Source organism: Allocatenococcus thiocycli, assembly GCF_921292965.1.
Taxonomy (GTDB): domain Bacteria; phylum Pseudomonadota; class Gammaproteobacteria; order Enterobacterales; family Vibrionaceae; genus Vibrio; species Vibrio natriegens.
Genome location: NZ_CAKLCK010000001.1, coordinates 215,938 through 234,221, shown reverse-complemented (window position 1 = coordinate 234,221; position 18,284 = coordinate 215,938). Strand labels below are relative to the sequence as shown.

The window sequence follows — 18,284 nt, the reverse complement described above, 5'->3', positions numbered from 1 at the left end:
CGGCTACTGCTGAACGTCGGCGAGCGTGTTATCTAAAGCCAGTTTTGCAAGTGCAACTAGTTCGTCTATTTCTGATTTAGTGATAATCAGTGGTGGTGAACAGATCATTGAGTCTCCGACGGCTCTCAATACAACGCCACTGTTAAAACAATGGTCGCGGCAACGAGTGCCCACATCTAACTCTTTATCGAAACGTTGTTTGGTTTGTTTGTCTTTCACAAGCTCAATTGCACCGACCAGACCAACGCTACGAGCTTCACCAACCATTGGGTGCTCAGCGAGTTCTGACCAGCGTTTGGCAAAATATGGACCGGTCTCTTCTCGTACTTGATTAACAACGCTGAGACGTTGCATCTCTTTAATGTTGGCGATGGCAACCGCACAAGAAGCAGGATGACCTGAGTAAGTAAAACCGTGTGCGAATTCCGTATCTGCATCGGTGAGTACTTTGGCAACATGATCACGAACCATCACACCACCTAGCGGCAGGTAACCTGATGTGATCCCTTTCGCCATACACATAAGATCTGGCTTTATGTTGAAGGTCTGACTTGCGAACCATTCGCCAGTGCGGCCAAAGCCACAAATCACTTCATCAACAATCAATAGAATTTCATATTTGTCACAAATACGTTGGATTTCAGGCCAGTAGCTTGACGGTGGAATAATCACGCCACCAGCACCTTGAATAGGCTCTGCAATAAAAGCAGCGACATTTTCTTCACCGAGTTCTAGAATCTTCTCTTCTAGCTGCCTTGCACGCTCTAAACCAAATTCGGTTTCATCGACGCCATTTCCTTCACCAAAATAGTAAGGTTGATCGATGTGCACGATGTTAGGTAAAGGAAGACCACCTTGCGCATGCATCGCAGACATGCCGCCGAGACTTGCCCCCGCCATAGTGCTGCCGTGGTAAGCATTTTTACGGCTGATGATGGTTTGCTTTTGCGGTTTACCAAGGCTACTCCAGTAGTGACGAACCATTCTCACTACCGTGTCATTACACTCAGAACCTGAGCCCGTATAGAACACATGGTTCATGCCTTCTGGCGTGACCTCGGCCAATAAAGTAGAAAGCTCTACCGCTGGTGGATGTGCGGTTTGGAAAAACAAATTGTAGTACGGCAATTCTTGCATTTGCTTTGTCGCGGCATCAATAAGAGGCTGACAGCTGTAGCCCATATTCACACACCATAAGCCCGCCATACCGTCGAGGATCTTGTTATCATCCTCGTCATAGATGTAAACCCCTTCCGCGCGCTTAATAATGCGAGAACCTTTGTCATTTAACGCCTTGAAGTTAGTAAAAGGGTGCAAGCAATGTGCACTATCTTGCTCAATCCATTTAGACATAGTTTCATTCCATGGTTTATTAATAACGTGAGCACTACTTTCCCTCTATCCGCAAAGATAAATGGTTCGACGGTAACGTTCGCTAGGAGAAAGTAGCTTTCACTTGATAATTAAGTTTGACTTATACGTTTAAGAGTAAGAACTCACGCTCCCAAGAGCTGATAACTTGAAAGAACGTTTTGTACTCTTTTCGCTTAATTGCCACGTAAGCAGAAACAAATCGATCACCGAGAATTTCTCTCAGCTCGTTACTGTTTTCCAGCAGCAATAACGCATCTTCCAATGTATGAGGAAGTGAGTAAGGTTCTGTCGTCATGTCACCTGTACTCTGTGGTGTCGGGGTAAGTTTTTCTTTCATACCCAAGTAGCCACAGGCCAATGACAATGCCATCGCTAAGTAAGGGTTCGCATCCGCACCGGCGTAACGGTTTTCAATCCGGCGGGCATTCTTATCAGAGACCGGAACTCGAAGCCCAACCGTGCGGTTGTCTTCTCCCCAAGCCACGTTGGTAGGTGCTGACTCGCCGAAGACCAGTCGACGGTAGGAATTGACGTTTGGCGCAAAAAAGGCAATCGCAGCCGGGGTATATTTTTGCATGCCAGCAATATAATTGAGGAACAGTTCGCTGTTAGAACCGTCTTCGTTGGCGAACAGGTTCTTGCCGTTCACGTCGACCAAACTTTGGTGAATGTGCATTGCACTACCTGGTTCATGCTCCATTGGTTTCGCCATAAACGTCGCATAAACATCGTGGCGCAATGCGGCTTCTCGTACCGTGCGTTTAAAGAGAAACACCTGATCTGCCAAATCTAACGGTTCACCGTGATCGAAGTTCAACTCCATCTGCGCGGCACCCGATTCATGAACTAATGTATCAACGTCCAGGCCTTGCGCCTCACAGAAGTCATACATGTCTTCAAAAATAGGATCGAATTCATTCACAGCATCGATACTGAAGGATTGTCTGGCCGTTTCTGGTCTCCCATTTCGACCAATTGGCGGCTCAAGCGGATAGTCCCAGTCCAGATTTTTCTTAACCAAGAAAAACTCTAGCTCAGGTGCCACTATTGGGTTCCAACCCTCTCTTTCGTAGAACGATAAAACGCGACGTAATACCGCTCTTGGGGAAACTTCTACTGGTTCACCATCCACTGTGAAACAGTCATGAATTACCTGACCTGTTGGATCTTTTGTCCATGGAACTAACCTGACCGTATTTGGATCTGGCTCGAGATTCATGTCTTTCTCGGTGAGATCAATCATGCTTTCATCGTCTGGCCAGTCACCGTTTACCGTCTGGAAAAAAATCACTTCGGGAAGATGCATCCCTCCTTCTCGAAGAAATTTTTTGGCGGGCATAATTTTGCCTCTTGCGTTACCAGTAATGTCAGGTATAAGACACTCGACTTCAGTAATACGGTTTTCTTCAATCCATTTCTTGAATGTTTCCATAAATCCTTCTTTGCAATAATTTCGGTCCATGAAATACAGCTTTATGTTTACAGCTTTGCGTCCGCTTAAAAACGGCGAACAACAAAATAACACTCGTATGTTTTTCTAATCCCAACTACCGAACCAATCGGGTTGAGTACAAAATCGCCCGTTGCTAACCCACATCAAAAATCATGGATGTATCAATAAGCCCTATTTAGCATTGTGCCTAACTCGCCCAAAAGTCAACCAATCTGTTAAATATTTTATATCAAGATACAGCATCGGTGAGGTTAAAGTTACAAATGTGTTGCAATTTTCTAAACAATGTGTGTATGTTTAATAGGCAAGTAAAGCTGTCTGCGGGGCATTCCTGAGCCCATATAGAACAAGGGATTATTACGTTTAACGCCAAGGAGGCACAGCGGATATGACTAGTCTTGCCAATCAACCGATTAACATTGACCGACTAAAAACCAAGCAAGAGCAACAAGAAATTGCTCATTTTATCGAACAAAATCCAAACATCACGACGATTGATTTGATTCTGTTCGATATGAATGGTGTCGTCAGGGGAAAACGAATCAACACCGCCCAACTCAGCAAAGTTCTGGAGCAAGGTATCTGTTTGCCTGCGTCCGTTTTTGCACTGGATATCTGCGGCGAAACCGTCGAAGAAACCGGACTGGGATTTGAAAAAGGTGATGGTGACCGTATTTGCCGTATTGTGCCCAACTCATTGCAGGTCGTACCGTGGCAAGAGAATAGCGCCCAAGCCATCGTTACGATGTACGAGCCCGAGACGAACCAACCTTTCTTTGCTGACCCCAGACACGTCCTCGATCTACAAGTAAAAAAACTGAAAAGCAAAGGATTTCATCCGTGTGTCGCGGTTGAGTTAGAGTTTTATTTGCAGGATCCTGAAACCGATGATACTGGCTGCCCCCAACCCCCTCTGATGCCAGTAAGCGGCGAGCGAATGACACAAACGCAAGTCTATTCACTGGATGAACTCGATGAATTTAAAACTTTTTTGGATGAAATCGTAAGCGCATGTCAAGAACAAGGCATTCCGGCAGAAAACATCACAGCCGAATATGCACCGGGGCAATTTGAAGTAAACCTTAAACATTCCACCGATGTATTGCTTGCTTGTGACCATGCCATGCTACTAAAACGTGTCGTTCGTGCGATAGCGAAGAAACATGGATTTCATGCCAACTTCATGGCTAAACCTTATACCGAATATGCAGGCAGCGGTTGCCACGTTCACATCAGCTTGCAGGACGCCGATGGGATTAACGTGCTTGGGTATAATGACGATTTACTGCTCAATGCCATTGCTGGTGTCTTAGAACACATGGATGAATGCATGGCGATTTTTGCTCCCAATGCCAACTCCTATCGACGCTTACAACCGAATATGTTCGTACCAATGCATGCTTCATGGGGTTGGGATAATCGAACAGTTGCCGTTCGAGTGCCCGCCAGCGGCGAAGCAGACAAGCGAATCGAGCACCGTTTATCAGGTGCCGATGTTAACCCTTATCTCACTGTGTCTGTTTTATTGGCATCCATCCTAGACGGCATTGAAAACAATCTGGTGCCGCCAGCGCCCATAGACGGAGACGCAACTCAGCTCGATCTGCCGACTCTGCCAAGCTCTTGGGACAGTGCTTTACATGCCTTCTCAGCAAGTGAATTTATGCAAAACAGCTTTGGAGAAGAGCTTTGCAAAGTCTACCTCGCCAACAAAAAACACGAGCAGGAAAGGTTTTCAGCTCAAGTTTCACCACTTGAATACCAATGGTACCGATAAGTATTGAATCAAGATTAGAAGAAAAGGATGTCAAGATGAGTACGAAGCATACCCTCTCTTACTATGCTGCATCAAAAAACCAAGATTTGCGCTTTCCTACGTTGAAAGGAAGCCACGTTGCCGATGTGTGTATTGTGGGATCTGGTATAACCGGAGCAACAGCGGCATTGGAACTCGCCAATAAAGGCTATAGCGTCATCGTATTGGAAGCCAATCGTGTTGGTTGGGGGGCATCAGGGCGAAGTGGCGGACAGGCGATTTTTGGCTGGGCTTCAGAGCAACATACACTTGAAAAGCTCGTTGGTGAGTCTGACGCCAAGAAACTGTGGGAGCTGTCTATCGAAGCGCTCGCTCTAACCAAAGACAATATCAAAAAGTACAATATTGACTGTGATTGGCGGGATGGCATGGTTCATTTGGGCATGAAGTCGCGTCATGACAAAGAGCTAAAAGAATGGTATGCCAACCTGACAGAACGCTATCAATATGACTCTCTTGAACTGTGGGACAAAGAACAAGTCAGAGAGAATATTGATAGCGACAAATACACATCCGGCATGCTTGATCGCAATAGTGGTCACTTACACCCATTAAACTACACGCTTGGCTTAACTAATGCCGCCCAAGCCGCCGGAGCTCAGTTCTTTGAAGAAAGTGCTGTGATTAAAATAGAGCACGGTGATCCTGCGACTCTATTTACCAAGCATGGTGAGGTGAAAGCGAATCACGTTATTCTTGCGTGTAATGCTTATATGGAAGGGTTGGAAAGCTCGCTGGAAAACAAAGTCATGCCCGTGGGTACCTATATCTGTGCCACAGAACCACTTGAAGAAGACCTAACCAATAAACTGATGAAAAACCGTATCGCGGCGAGTGACATCAATTTTGTACTCGACTACTTCCGCTGTTCCGGTGACAACCGGATGCTATTTGGCGGGCGGGTCAGCTATTCTGGGGTTGCACCATTTAATTTAGAAAAGGCGATGCGCAACCGGATGGTAAGCATATTTCCTCAATTGACTAACGCTAAAATCGATTATGCGTGGGGCGGTAACGTGGCGATCACCATGAATCGCGCTCCTCACTTTGGCCGACTTAAACCCAATGTATATTTTGCACAGGGGTTCTCTGGCCATGGCATTGCGGTAACAGGTCTGGCAGGTACTCTAATGGCCGAGTGTGTTGCAGCCACCTCTGAACGCTTTGCCATTTTTGATAAAGTGCCTCATATGTCATTCCCCGGCGGACGTTTACTCCGCACTCCTGCACTTGTTTTGGCTATGTCTTACTACCGGGTTCGCGACTTGCTTTAAATATGACGTCAAAGGGCTTCAGTTGCACAATCACGACCGAAGCCCCTGTAACTCATTCTGCCTTTGGTGGAGTCAGCGCTTCACCATTGGTTTGAATCACGTTTTGATACCAGTAAAAGCTCTTTTTCTTTAAACGATTTAACGTGCCTTGACCGTCGTTATCACGGTCTACATAAATCAGGCCGTAGCGTTTTGACATCTGTGCGGTTGAAGCACTGACTAAATCAATCGGGCCCCAGCATGTGTAACCCATTATTTCGACACCGTCCTGAAGGGCTTCACCAACCTGATACAAATGGTCATTGAGATACTGAATTCGGTAATCATCCTCAATCTCTCCATTGTCATTGACGGTATCTGCCGCACCAAGACCGTTTTCTACGATGAACAATGGCTTTTGGTATCGGTCATAAAGTAAGTTCAAAACAATACGCAATCCTTTAGGGTCGATTTGCCATCCCCAATCCGTTGACTCCAGATACGGATTACTTCCCATTTTGAAAGCTTCCTGATCGGTCATCTCTAAGTGCTCGTTTTGAACACTGACACAACCAGTCATGTAATAGCTGAATGAAATAAAATCGACGGTTTCTTTTAACGCCTCTTTATCCTCATCCGTGATATTAAGAACAACGCCCATTTCCTTGAATTTACGCGTCATATAACCTGGGTAGTAACCACGGCTTTGTACGTCTCCGAAAAATAGCCATTCGCGGTTCTGTTGCATTGCTTCAAACACATCATCCGGATGGCTGGTTAATGCATACTGAATTGCGCCTAACATCATATTACCGATCTTGGCATCTGGCAGCAGCTCATGACAGACTTTGACTGCTTTTGCACTGGCAACCAGCTGGTGATGTATTCCCTGGTAAAGAGCCTGAGCATCACTGCCGCGTGGAATTCCGGCCCCCGTGAACGACTCATGTAAAGTGGCATTGATTTCATTGAATGTCAGCCAGTACTTAACACGGTGCCCGAAGCGGGAGAATACCGCGGTAGCGTAACGCTCAAAGAAGCCGATGAGTTCTCTGCTTGTCCAGCCGTGATATTTCTCAGCTAAATGCAGAGGCATTTCATAGTGAGATAGCGTAACGACTGGTGTAATGCCGTGCTTTTCGAGCTCATCAAAAATTTTGTCGTAATAAGCCAGCCCCAACTCATTAGGCTCTAATTCATCTCCCTTGGGAAAGATTCGGCTCCAGGCAATCGAAAGGCGAAAACACGTAAACCCAAGTTCAGAGAACAGTGCAATGTCTTGTGGGTAACGGTGATAAAAATCAATAGCAATGTCTTTGATATTAAAGTCGCCATCCTGTCGGTGCTTTAGTTCCCCGAACGAGCCAAAGGGTTGTATATCGGATGTCGACAATCCCTTACCGTCGGCATTATACGCACCTTCAATTTGGTTTGCGGCCGTTGCCCCACCCCACAGAAATTCATCGGGAAAACGAAAAGACATAGCTTGCTCCTTGAAACTGACAATTAAAATCACATAAGACAAGCTAATTAAAAAGGAATGTTTTGATCGTAACAACTCAATTCGAGTACAGTATGAATTAGCTGAACTAATAGATAAGAGCAAGATGGAAAACAAACAGCATGTCGTCTCAAACCTGTATACCTTCAACGTGGCCGCGAAGTGTTTAAGCTTTACCAACGCGGCCGAAGAGTTGCACTTAACTCAGGGAGCGGTAAGTCAGAGAATTAAACAACTGGAGCAGCAGTTAGGCTTCAAGCTATTTGTCCGGCTGACCAGAAAGCTGGAGCTGACGGAGGAAGGAAAACGACTATACGAAACAGTAAGCGGCTCTTTTTCTACCATCTTTTCTGACATCGATGATATTCGCTTTAATGAGCTCACCGGAGAGTTATACATCGGAGTCGCACCAACGTTTGCCCAATCATGGCTTTTACCTAAGCTGGCCAATTTTCAGGATCGCTATCCTAACCTTAACTTAAAGATCCGAGTGAAAGCCAGCTATCTGGACTTTAATCACGAGCCAGTGGATTTAGCTATCTACTACAGCCGCGAACCCCAATCTGATATGCATAACGAAATGCTGTTTGAAGAGTACCTTACTCCTGTTTGCACGCCGTTATACGTAGAAAAACATAAGATTACGGACCAAGTGAGTAGCTTAACTAACGCCAATTTAATCCATTGCACAGAGTCTATTGATTCAGCCAATTACGATTTTGAATGGCAACATTGGCTCAAACAGCAAACAGAACTGATTACCCCAAACGCCAATTACTATGTCTTCAACCATGGTGAGATGGCGGTATCTGCGGTTAAAAACCATATGGGAGTGGGAATGGGACGTGTCGCGCTCATTCAGCCTTATCTTGATAGCGGTGAATTAATCGCACCATTTGGTGTTATTCCAGCCGACATGAAGTACTTACTTATTTGCCCGAAAGGAATGGAAGAACGCCCACGTTTCAAGGCATTCACATCGTGGTTACGTAGTCAGTTAGTTGAAGATCATTAAACGATTCAACGTTGCAAGAAGCAAAAACGAAAAAAGCCTGCAATGTATTTAAACACTGCAGGCTTTTCAATGGGTGGGACCCCAGCCACATCCCGGCACACAAGTCACACGCTGCGGCTGCTTCCTTCCGGACCTGACCGAGTTCACGAGCTATTGTTGCGAGAGGACCAGAGCCCCATAATTCTTTTGTTGAGGGCTTGCCTCAAACGATGGGGCGATTATTCAGTATCGGACCTCATAATGCAAGGGCAAAAACCTTTAATTTCACCAATTAGCGATCGTTTGAACAAAACTCGGTCAATCTAGGATCTACTGAGAACCTACAGCTCTGCTTGCTCATCACCGCTGCGCAGGATGTAATCCGTCATCCACGCCGTACCCAATAAACAGATCCAAACAACAAAAACGGGCTTAGGTACATCGGTCGCAGGGCTGACAACCAAAGCGGCAAAACCAACTGTCGGAAGCGTCCAACAAAGCAGCTTACTCCAGTGAATGGATTGCTTTATCTTTGTCAGTGTCTCCATGGAGGCAAGCATACCGGTTAGACAGAGTGCAACCAATGCGGCATAGGTTAAATCTGCCACCCACAGAGGTAATAACAACAGCAATGGCCACCAGCTGTGCTTATTCGAAGCCTTCCAATGAGTAATTGCCCACCACATGACGATGACCGCAAGCGTCTGCACAACGGTTACTGATGCTGAACCTGCCAATTTCCCACCCTGCTGGGTGACCATGATGCCGACTTGCAAGGTCAATACAATTAACCCGGTGGTGAGTAATACACCAAGAGAACTACGATGAGAGAACACCACCATTAACAGTGGGAATAAAATTAACACCCCAATTGATAACGCAATGGGCTGCATCGAGAGTGTGGCTCCGTATGCCATCATAGCGCCAAGCAGCACCAAACCCGCTAGTCCGCCTTGAGGGAGTAGCCATAATGCTGGGATCATGAGAGCGAGAACAGGGAGCTCACCGCCACTTAAACTCATTGCTCTGGCACACACTACCGCGAGTAGAATCGTGATAAAAAACTGGATTGTAGAAAAAATCATAGCGCCTCCTGGCTTCCCCACCAACTTTGGAACTCAACGACAAATAAGGCACGAACTCGTTCGTCGTTAAGTGGGTCTAGACATCATTTTGAATCTCACAGAGTTCACCAAAATCGTTACTACGCTGCAAAAGTGTAACGGCGTTCAAACGCGAAAAACTGGGGTGCTACACGCGTCAATAACTAATGGCGAAATACTGGCCGTCTGTATTACCATTCCTTGGCAATCCACAACGGACACTTTGAGTATGGACCAATTCTTAGCGCAAATCTTTGCTGTGATTCACCAAATTCCATCTGGGAAAGTCTCGACTTACGGGGAGATCGCAAAAATGGCAGGTTATCCCGGCTACGCTCGGCATGTTGGTAAAGCATTAGGTAACTTACCTGAAGGCAGCAAACTCCCATGGTTTAGAGTCATCAACAGCCAAGGCAAGATTTCATTAAAAGGTCGGGATCTGGATAGGCAAAAAGCCAAGCTTGAAGCAGAAGGGATAGAAGTGTCTGAAATTGGAAAAGTATCGCTCAGAAAATACAAATGGCAGCCTTAACTAAAGCTGCCATCTTTTTTCGCTTGGTTCTCTTGTCGAACGTAAATTAACGAACACCAACCAATCGGATGTCTACCTGATGAGTTTGTGCTTCATCAGTAATAACCGCGTGATGGGTATCGCTGATGAAACGCAACTTACCGTCAACTTCAATACGAGCACGAACGCTGTATCTGTGCTTCGCTTGAATTTCATTGCTGTCGTAGCTAAGTTCAAAAGCAATAGGAACTTGTTTACCTTCAGTATTAAAGGTTTGCTTCGCGATCACTTTTGATGGTGCATCCGCCAGAGACACATCTTCTAGAGATACGCTAACCAAAGCGTTTGGCGGTAAAGCAATACGTTCACGGTAAGCCACTGTACCTGTAATGGTCTTCATTGACACCTCAGCAGAATCCACTTCTGTTGTTTGAGAAGTTTGGCAACCCACAAGAGCAGCACCAAAAAATAAAGATGTAACAAGCAATAGTGTTTTTTTCATATATTCCTCAGGATGAATATTAAGCCAAGGTAAGTATACGGCCGAATCACGAGGCTGTCTTTGATTAGTTACTTGATTTAACAATAGTTTGACGAACTCAAGAGATACCAACCATTTGATTTTGTTTCATATTTGTTACAAGGTATACTCTTAGTAGTTTAAGATCCACTTCACAGACCTGTGGGAAATGGGTTAACTTGATGTTCAACACACACGGTGAGGAGACACAATGAGTAAACCACTAAGAGAGTTGCTCAGCCTGCTACAACTCGAACAATTAGAAGAAGGCTTGTTCCGCGGACAAAGCGAGAACTTAGGTTTACCTCAAGTGTATGGTGGTCAGGTGATTGGACAGGCACTTTCTGCCGCTCGTTACACCGTAGAAGAGACACGCACTGTACACTCATTTCATAGCTACTTTCTCTATCCGGGCGATTCTGAAAAACCGATTATTTACGACGTGGAAAACCTGCGCGATGGACGCAGTTTTAGTACCCGCCGAGTTAAAGCGATTCAAAATGGCCGCCCTATTTTCTACCTGACGGCTTCCTATCACGGCGATCAACCTGGATTCGACCATCAGAAAACCATGCCTGATATTCCGGGGCCAGAAAACTTTCCTTCCGAAAGCGAGCTGGCAAGCCATATTGCGGAATATCTGCCTGAACGGCTGCGCAAAACGTTTTGTGGTGAAAAGCCGATTGAGACGCGACCAGTTACGGTGATTAATCCGCTAAAGCCCACCAAAGCCGAGCCTAAACAATACCTTTGGATTCGCGCGAATGGTGAGATGCCAGACAACCAGCTGATCCATCAGTACTTGTTGGCTTACGCATCGGATTGGGGCTTCCTAGTCACTGCGTTACATCCACATGGTGTTTCTTTAATGACACCAAACTTCCAGGTCGCAACCATCGACCATTCTATCTGGTTCCATCGTCCGTTTAAGATGGATGAATGGTTGCTTTACGCTATAGAAAGCCCGACCGCGAGCCACACTCGTGGACTGGTTCGCGGAGAAATCTACAACCAACAAGGTCACCTGGTCGCAACAGCGGTTCAAGAAGGCGTGATGCGTTACACGAAATAGATTGGCTTTTAAATACGACAAAGGAGCGGCACACGCTCCTTTTTAGTAACGGATTGCCGTTGATTAAATACGGCCAATCGGGAGCTCTGTGGTGTACTTGATCGACTCCATGGCAAACGTAGAGGTCACATTTGAAAGGCCTTTCACACTATTCACCAGACGCTTATAAAACTTATCAAAGCACTTCATGTCTTTGACCAGCACTTTCATCATGTAATCGTACTCACCCGCCATTCGATAGAATTCCATGACTTCGGGGAAATCACTCACCGTAGTGACAAAATGGTGATACCACTCTTCAGAGTGATCGATGGTCTTAAGTTGCACAAACGCAATGAACGACAGATCCAGTTTTTCCGCACTTAACAGCGCAACTCGCTTTTCAATGACCCCGTCGTCCTCCAGTTTCTTAAGGCGCTTCCAACATGGCGTTGTGGTGAGGTTAACCCGTTCAGCCAATTCGTTTAAAGACAGTGTTCCGTCGGTCTGGAGTAAAGCAAGTAACTGCTTGTCAATTTTATCTAAATTATTTTCCATAAAACCCAATTTAAAGAGAATTTATTTCTACAAAATAAACATCATAAAACAAATATAGCAAAGTTTTTCTCCCAGACTATAGGTAAATTATTTTCAAACAAATCCTAATTTATCACTTCCAAGGAGAGACGCTATGTGTACTGACCACCAGTGGATCAATAATGCAGTACGTAAAATTGAAGCGGATTTTCAACGCTCTGCAGACACTCATCTGTTTAAACTCGACCTTCCTTCTCTTGATGGTATCGATATCTACTTGAAAGATGAGAGCACACACCCTACTGGTTCATTAAAACACCGTTTAGCGCGTTCTCTTTTCCTATATGCGATTTGCAATGGCTGGATTGGCCCTGAAACTACCGTCATTGAAGCCTCTTCAGGAAGCACTGCTGTATCTGAAGCCTACTTCGCGCGTCTGCTTGGCCTGCCATTTATTGCCGTTATGCCAAAAAGTACGGCCCGAAAAAAAATAGAACAAATCGAGTTTTATGGTGGTAAAGCCCATTTAGTCGAACGCTCAGATCAAATCTATGACGAGTCCCGACGCCTCGCAAAAGAGTTAAACGGACACTACATGGATCAGTTCACCTATGCGGAACGTGCAACTGACTGGCGTGGGAATAACAACATTGCAAACTCCATCTTTAGCCAAATGAAATTAGAAGACCATCCCATTCCAAGTTGGGTGGTAATGAGTCCGGGTACGGGTGGCACATCGGCAACCATAGGTCGATTTATCCGTTACCAAAAATATGAGACGAAATTGTGCGTTGCTGACCCTGAAAATTCGGTGTTCTATGACGCTTTCCAGTCTGGAAATTCGAATTTGAAGTGCGAGAGCGGAAGCAAAATTGAAGGCATTGGTCGCCCTCGGGTAGAGCCTAGCTTTATCGCTGGCGTGGTCGATGAAATGCGCAAAATACCAGATACGGCAAGCGTAGCTACCGCACACTGGGTTTCTCACTTGATCGGTCGCAAGGTAGGTGCTTCTACGGGAACCAACCTGTATGCGGTGCTTCAGCTTGCTTGTGAAATGAAACTGCGTGGTGAAACGGGATCTATCGTGACCCTGCTGTGTGATTCTGGTGACCGCTACTTGGATACTTACTTCAATATGGAATGGGTTAAGACAAACATCGGCGATATTCAGCCTTATCTAACCCAGCTCGAAATTATTCAGGCGAAAGGCTGTGTTGAGCCTGCATGCTGTGAGCCGATTGTAGCCTAAAGAGGCTAAACAACGAGATAGGAAAAACAAAACAGCCCGCACGACGCGGGCTGTTATATATAAATGTCCGTTTATAGCGCTATTTTTTCTGACGTGCTTCAAAAGCCGCTAGCTGCTCTGGTGTCGCTGCTGGTTGGTGGTTTTGCTTCCACTCATCGTAAGTCATACCGTAAACACGCTCACGAGCATCATCGATGTCTAAGTCGACACCCAGTTTTTCTGCCTCTGCGGTGTACCACTTGCTAAAACAGTTACGGCAGAAACCCGCTAGGATCATTAGGTCAATATTCTGTACGTCTTTATTTGCATCCAAGTGGGCTAAAAGACGACGGAATGTCGCTGCATCAAGTTTATCTTGCTCTTCTTGCGTAAGATTTTTGTATTTAAATTCAGCCACTTTACTTTCCTTCTCGACTATTTAACTTGCTGCTTTCAGCATGAATGCGATTAACGCAGTCATAGCTAAAACGTGAGCAACAAGCACTATTATTGTAAAAATGATTCGTCACACAGGGTAACGCCAAGTTGCCAAAAACACCATTGCGTCATACGCAAAACGGGTTTAGACATAACAAAAAAGCACCGAATGGAAAATCAATCGGTGCTTTTTGTCATCAACAACTTAGCCTTTCTAAGGGTGAGCAATACGTCCTTTGGTGTCCTGACTCAATGCCTTATTGAGTTCCGCTTCAACATGACCTGGTGCACGCGTATTCGCTGCAATCAATCGGTACATTGCCGGAATAACGAATAGAGTAACCATTGTCGCGAAGCCCATACCAAAGAAAATCACCGTACCAACGGCGACTCGGCTTTCATAACCCGCCCCTGTTGACGAAATCAATGGGATAGCACCAGCTAGAGTAGTAAATGCCGTCATCAAGATTGGACGCAAACGGCGAGCCGCTGCATCAATGATGGCTTTTTCAAACTCAACCCCACGGTCACGAAGCTGGTTAGCGAATTCAACGATCAAAATACCATTTTTCGTCACCATACCAATCAACATGACCATACCAATCTGGCTGTAAATGTTCATGCCCTGGCTCATTACGATTAAGCCCAAGAAGCCACCAAATACCCCCATTGGAACGGTAAACATCACCACCAATGGGTTGACGAAACTCTCAAACTGAGCCGCCAGTACGAGATAGGCAACCAGCAAGGCCAGTGCAAAAACAACCGCTACGCTGGACTGATTCTCTTTAAAGTCTTTTGACTCGCCAGAGTAACTTACTGAGATATCTCCCGGTAGAGAATCAATCGCTTCTTGGTCAAGGAAGTTCAGCGCTTCACCTAAGGTATAGCCTTCTGACAAGTTCGCCGTAATGGTGATTGATTTTTGCTTGTTGTAGTGAGACAGACGAATGGAAGCGGCCACCTCCTCTATTTTGGTAACCGTATCAAGCGTCACTAGCTCACCACTATTGGTGCGCAAGTAGATCTGGCTTAGATCTGCCGCATTGTTAAAGCTATTCTCGTCACCGCGCAGATACACGTCGTATTCTTCGCCGCGATCGACATAAGTTGTCTCACTTTTACCGCCTAACATAATTTCAAGCGTATCAGAGATGTCTTTCACGCTGACACCGAGTTCCGCTGCACGCTGTCTATCGACGGTCACTAATAGTTCCGGCGTCTTTTCAGAGTAATCAATCTCTGCGCCTTCCATCATTGGTGACTCTTCCGCTTTGTTTTTCAGTGCTTCAGCCCAGACCAGCAGCTCATCATAATCTGAGCCGCCCAACACAAACTGAACGGGTTCGCTTGATCCACCGCGGAAACCCGGCATGAATGGGAACACACGCACGTCCGGAATTCCGGCTAAAGCGCCACGCACTTGACCTAAGGCCTGTTGAGCAGTGATGTTTCGCTCGTTCCAATCTTCCAGAATCATGATGACAAAACCCGTTTGGTCACCCGCCTGACCACCAAATGCCGGGGTTTGGATACTGAATGATTTGAGGAAGCCTTGCCCTAATAACGGCATTAGTCGGTCTTCGACAATATCCATGTTCGCGGACATTCGGTTGTACGACGTCGCATCGGCACCACGAACAAAGGCAAAAATCACCCCTCTGTCTTCTTGCGGTGTCAACTGCGCAGGAACCTGATTCATCAGAACATAGCTTCCGCCCATACAAGCTAAGATAACCAAAGGCGCAATCCAACGCACTTTTAACGCGCCTTTTAATGCACCGCGATAACCAGCCTCAAACTTGGCGAACATACGATCGACGGTTTCATTGAAACGATTTGGTTTGACGTTCGCTTTTAGAATCTGACTGCCCAATACTGGCGTCAACGTCAGTGCTATCAGCGAAGAAAAAATTACCGACATCGCCAGCAATACTGAAAATTCTGTAAACAGCAAGCCAACCATGCCATCCATAAAGGAGATTGGCAGGAATACCATCACCAGAACGAACGTAGTGGCGACAACCGCAAAGCCAACTTCTCGAGTCCCTTTATAGGCGGCAAGCAACGGAGACTCTCCCCGCTCTATGTGGTGGAAGATATTCTCCACGACCACAATGGCGTCATCGACCACCAGACCGATGGATAGAATCAGCGCCATTAGCGTGATCAAGTTGATAGAGAAACCGAAGTAATACGCGGCGATGAAAGACGAGATCAACGAGACTGGCACCGTCACCGCTGGTATTAACGTCGCTCGAGCCTGACCAATAAAAATATACAGCACCAGAATCACCAGACCGCCGGTAATAAACAACGTGCTATACACTTCTTCTATCGAGCGCTCGATAAACACCGTCGCATCATAGTCAATCGCAAGGCGAGTACCTTCCGGTAAGAATTTCTGGATATTATCCACTTCTGAGCGAACGCGTTCAGCCACCTCCAGCGGGTTAGCATCCGACTGAGGCACCACTCCTAAACTGATGTTTACTACACCATCACTTTTAAACGTCGAGTTTTCGTTTTCTGCGCCGATAAAGACATCCGCGACATCTTTCAGGTAAATTGGCGTACCATTACTCGCGCGCTTAACAACTAGGTACTGAAAGTCTTCGGGCGTTTTATAGGTTCGCGCAGTGCGTACCGACATGACGGTAGAATCATTTCGCACTTCCCCACCCGGGCTCTCGAGGTTTTCATTACGCAATGCGGTGGTAATATCCGAAGCCGTCACCGCTCGACCAGCCATAAGATCTGGTTTTAGCTTTACGTACATCACTTTGTACAAACCACCAGAAAGATCGATGGAACTCACCCCAGAAATCAAACTGAAGCGGTCCATCAACACGCGCTCTGCATAATCCGTCAACTGGGTGCGATCCATTTCTGACGAACTAAGGTTGATATAAAGAGAAGCCTCGCCAGAACCATTGTTCTTATAAACAATTGGGTCATCTGCTTCGTCAGGTAATGAACGCTGAGCTCGGGCAACCGCATCTCGTACATCGCTGACGCCAGTGTTGAGATCATACCCGAGGTCAAAGGTGATGGTGATTCGTGAGGAGCTGTTACGTGTTGTCGAACTGATCTCATCTATGCCACTGATGCCGGAAAGCTGATCTTCGAGAACCGACGTAATCTGGCTCTCGATGATTGTGGCGGAAGCCCCTTCGTAACGTGTCGTAATTGACACGACAGGGCTTTCGATATCTGGCATTTCGCGTACAGAAAGCTTGCTGAATGACACAAAGCCAAACACGCAAAGCAGCATACTCAATACCAATGACGCGATAGGGCGTTTTACGGAAATGTCAGAAAGTAACATTAGTTTTCTTCCTTATCCGAATCGTTGCTCTGATTAGTAGACGTCATTTTTGGCGACTTGAGCGGAGCGACGATTTCTTCGACCTGAACACCATCACGCATGTTAACGATGCCTTGCACCACGATCTTGTCACCGACTTTTACGCCTGACTCAATCACAACTTCGTTGTCCACGCGAGCGCCAAGCAGCACCTCAGTACGTGTTGCTTTGTTGTTTTCATCAATGACGTATACGTATCGCTTGGTACCAGAATATTCCAATGCCTGTACTGGGATAATCGGTGCTTCAATGGCTGGAAACGCTAAAGATGCATTCACCAGCATTCCCGGCTTCAAGCGATTTTCCGGATTATCAAACTGAATACGAACACGTAAATTCAATGTCGCTGTGCTAATACGAGTATCAATACCTGTCACTTTACCGATAAAAGTTTGATCACCCCATGCGCTTGTCTTGGCTTGGACTTCCATACCAACAGAAAGCTTCGACAAGTATCGTTCTGGTACCTGCAGGTCTAATTCCATCACCGAAAGATCATCCAGCGTTAAAAGTTCAGTACCCGCACTGACCATTTTTCCTCGGCTGAAATCAATAAATCCAACAGTCCCGGAGAATGGAGCAGCAATATGGAGATCGGCAAGGTTAGCTTTTGCAGCATCTAAGCGAGCATCTGCAATTTGAACACTGGCTTTCTGAGCATCAATTTCCGTCGGCGTAATTGCATTTCGTGCGACTAATCGCTGAAACTCTTTGAGCTTACGTTGCTCATCTTTAAGGTATGCCTGAGCCTCAACAAGCGCTGCTCTTGCTTTGTCATCATTTAACTTAATCAACAATTGCCCTTGTTGGACATTCTGATTCGCTTTTACGGCAATTTGCTCGACTTTTCCGGAAACCTCAGAAGCCACAACTACAGACTCTGCAGCTTCTAATTTACCAATAAGAGATAAAGACTGGTTGATTTCATGCGTTTCTACTTGCTCTGTCACAACCGTAACAGCAGTTGGGCCGCGCTGCGCTGCTAAAGTAGTTTGCGATGCCAATAATAGAGAAAGCGTTAAAACAGATAAGGATAAAGTGGCTTTCATATTCTTAGTCAATTAGCGAATAAACTTAGGTCATTAAACTTCATACAGTTTATCAATAGTTACGAGCCTCAACGTCAAGTAGTGTAAAT

At 46.0% G+C, this 18,284-nt stretch carries 15 protein-coding genes and 1 other RNA gene; 6 read left to right on the top strand and 10 right to left on the bottom strand.

The features are described from left to right. Positions 1 to 3: 3 nt before the first annotated feature. Both L9Q40_RS01080 and L9Q40_RS01075 read right to left on the bottom strand, forming a co-directional pair. Complete coding sequence (locus L9Q40_RS01080; protein ID WP_498791707.1) at positions 4 to 1,353, bottom strand: aspartate aminotransferase family protein; 1,350 nt, start codon at positions 1,351 to 1,353, stop codon at positions 4 to 6. 121 nt (positions 1,354 to 1,474) lie between these two features. Beyond that, on the bottom strand, positions 1,475 to 2,806 hold the full coding sequence (locus L9Q40_RS01075) for a glutamine synthetase family protein (protein WP_020332829.1): 1,332 nt from the start codon (positions 2,804 to 2,806) through the stop codon (positions 1,475 to 1,477). 409 nt (positions 2,807 to 3,215) lie between these two features. On the opposite strand from L9Q40_RS01075, the gene L9Q40_RS01070 reads away from it, so the two are divergent. Together L9Q40_RS01070 and L9Q40_RS01065 are read left to right on the top strand one after the other, a co-directional pair. After that, a complete protein-coding gene (locus tag L9Q40_RS01070) occupies positions 3,216 to 4,604 on the top strand; it encodes a glutamine synthetase family protein (protein ID WP_498791706.1) in 1,389 nt (462 codons plus the stop codon). Between the two features lie 35 nt (positions 4,605 to 4,639). Beyond that, positions 4,640 to 5,917: an NAD(P)/FAD-dependent oxidoreductase gene (locus L9Q40_RS01065; RefSeq protein ID WP_498791705.1), complete on the top strand. Its 1,278-nt coding sequence runs from the start codon at positions 4,640 to 4,642 to the stop codon at positions 5,915 to 5,917. 52 nt (positions 5,918 to 5,969) lie between these two features. On the opposite strand, the gene L9Q40_RS01060 is transcribed toward L9Q40_RS01065, so the two are convergent. Further along, the gene (locus L9Q40_RS01060) at positions 5,970 to 7,379 is read right to left on the bottom strand and encodes a glycoside hydrolase family 1 protein (RefSeq protein ID WP_498791704.1); all 1,410 of its coding nucleotides are present in this window, start codon (positions 7,377 to 7,379) and stop codon (positions 5,970 to 5,972) included. Between the two features lie 124 nt (positions 7,380 to 7,503). On the opposite strand from L9Q40_RS01060, the gene L9Q40_RS01055 reads away from it, so the two are divergent. Continuing rightward, positions 7,504 to 8,412 (top strand): LysR substrate-binding domain-containing protein, encoded by a 909-nt coding sequence (locus L9Q40_RS01055; protein ID WP_498791703.1) that lies wholly within the window; start codon positions 7,504 to 7,506, stop codon positions 8,410 to 8,412. A gap of 76 nt (positions 8,413 to 8,488) precedes the next feature. On the opposite strand, the gene ffs is transcribed toward L9Q40_RS01055, so the two are convergent. Both ffs and L9Q40_RS01045 read right to left on the bottom strand, forming a co-directional pair. Then, positions 8,489 to 8,585: signal recognition particle sRNA small type (gene ffs, locus L9Q40_RS01050), an RNA gene on the bottom strand. 147 nt (positions 8,586 to 8,732) lie between these two features. Beyond that, positions 8,733 to 9,476 carry a VP0952 family biofilm-associated protein gene (locus L9Q40_RS01045; RefSeq protein WP_014231250.1) on the bottom strand — a complete coding sequence of 248 codons (744 nt, stop codon included), beginning with the start codon at positions 9,474 to 9,476 and terminating at the stop codon, positions 8,733 to 8,735. 247 nt (positions 9,477 to 9,723) lie between these two features. Between L9Q40_RS01045 and L9Q40_RS01040 the strand changes: the two genes are divergently transcribed. Beyond that, the gene (locus L9Q40_RS01040) at positions 9,724 to 10,026 is read left to right on the top strand and encodes a DNA base-flipping protein (protein WP_014231249.1); all 303 of its coding nucleotides are present in this window, start codon (positions 9,724 to 9,726) and stop codon (positions 10,024 to 10,026) included. Between the two features lie 46 nt (positions 10,027 to 10,072). Here L9Q40_RS01040 and L9Q40_RS01035 read toward each other — a convergent pair whose 3' ends face one another. Next, positions 10,073 to 10,507 carry a YbaY family lipoprotein gene (locus tag L9Q40_RS01035; RefSeq protein ID WP_020332801.1) on the bottom strand — a complete coding sequence of 145 codons (435 nt, stop codon included), beginning with the start codon at positions 10,505 to 10,507 and terminating at the stop codon, positions 10,073 to 10,075. Positions 10,508 to 10,736: 229 nt separating this feature from the next. Here L9Q40_RS01035 and tesB point away from each other — a divergent pair, with 229 nt between their 5' ends. Continuing rightward, on the top strand, positions 10,737 to 11,597 hold the full coding sequence (tesB, locus tag L9Q40_RS01030) for an acyl-CoA thioesterase II (RefSeq protein ID WP_020332800.1): 861 nt from the start codon (positions 10,737 to 10,739) through the stop codon (positions 11,595 to 11,597). Positions 11,598 to 11,660: 63 nt separating this feature from the next. On the opposite strand, the gene L9Q40_RS01025 is transcribed toward tesB, so the two are convergent. Continuing rightward, a complete protein-coding gene (locus L9Q40_RS01025) occupies positions 11,661 to 12,134 on the bottom strand; it encodes an Lrp/AsnC family transcriptional regulator (RefSeq protein ID WP_498791702.1) in 474 nt (157 codons plus the stop codon). Between the two features lie 133 nt (positions 12,135 to 12,267). On the opposite strand from L9Q40_RS01025, the gene L9Q40_RS01020 reads away from it, so the two are divergent. Beyond that, positions 12,268 to 13,362, top strand: a complete 1,095-nt coding sequence (locus L9Q40_RS01020; RefSeq protein WP_239948940.1) for a PLP-dependent cysteine synthase family protein — start codon at positions 12,268 to 12,270, stop codon at positions 13,360 to 13,362. 79 nt (positions 13,363 to 13,441) lie between these two features. Here L9Q40_RS01020 and L9Q40_RS01015 read toward each other — a convergent pair whose 3' ends face one another. From L9Q40_RS01015 to L9Q40_RS01005, 3 genes are all read right to left on the bottom strand, one after another. Continuing rightward, positions 13,442 to 13,759, bottom strand: coding sequence for a DUF1244 domain-containing protein (locus L9Q40_RS01015; RefSeq protein ID WP_014231244.1), 318 nt, complete (start codon positions 13,757 to 13,759; stop codon positions 13,442 to 13,444). Positions 13,760 to 13,993: 234 nt separating this feature from the next. Continuing rightward, on the bottom strand, positions 13,994 to 17,107 hold the full coding sequence (gene vmeF / locus L9Q40_RS01010) for a multidrug efflux RND transporter permease subunit VmeF (RefSeq protein ID WP_498791701.1): 3,114 nt from the start codon (positions 17,105 to 17,107) through the stop codon (positions 13,994 to 13,996). Beyond that, the gene (locus tag L9Q40_RS01005) at positions 17,107 to 18,195 is read right to left on the bottom strand and encodes an efflux RND transporter periplasmic adaptor subunit (protein ID WP_020336161.1); all 1,089 of its coding nucleotides are present in this window, start codon (positions 18,193 to 18,195) and stop codon (positions 17,107 to 17,109) included. Before L9Q40_RS01005 ends, vmeF begins: the two co-directional genes overlap by 1 nt. Positions 18,196 to 18,284 lie beyond the last annotated feature (89 nt).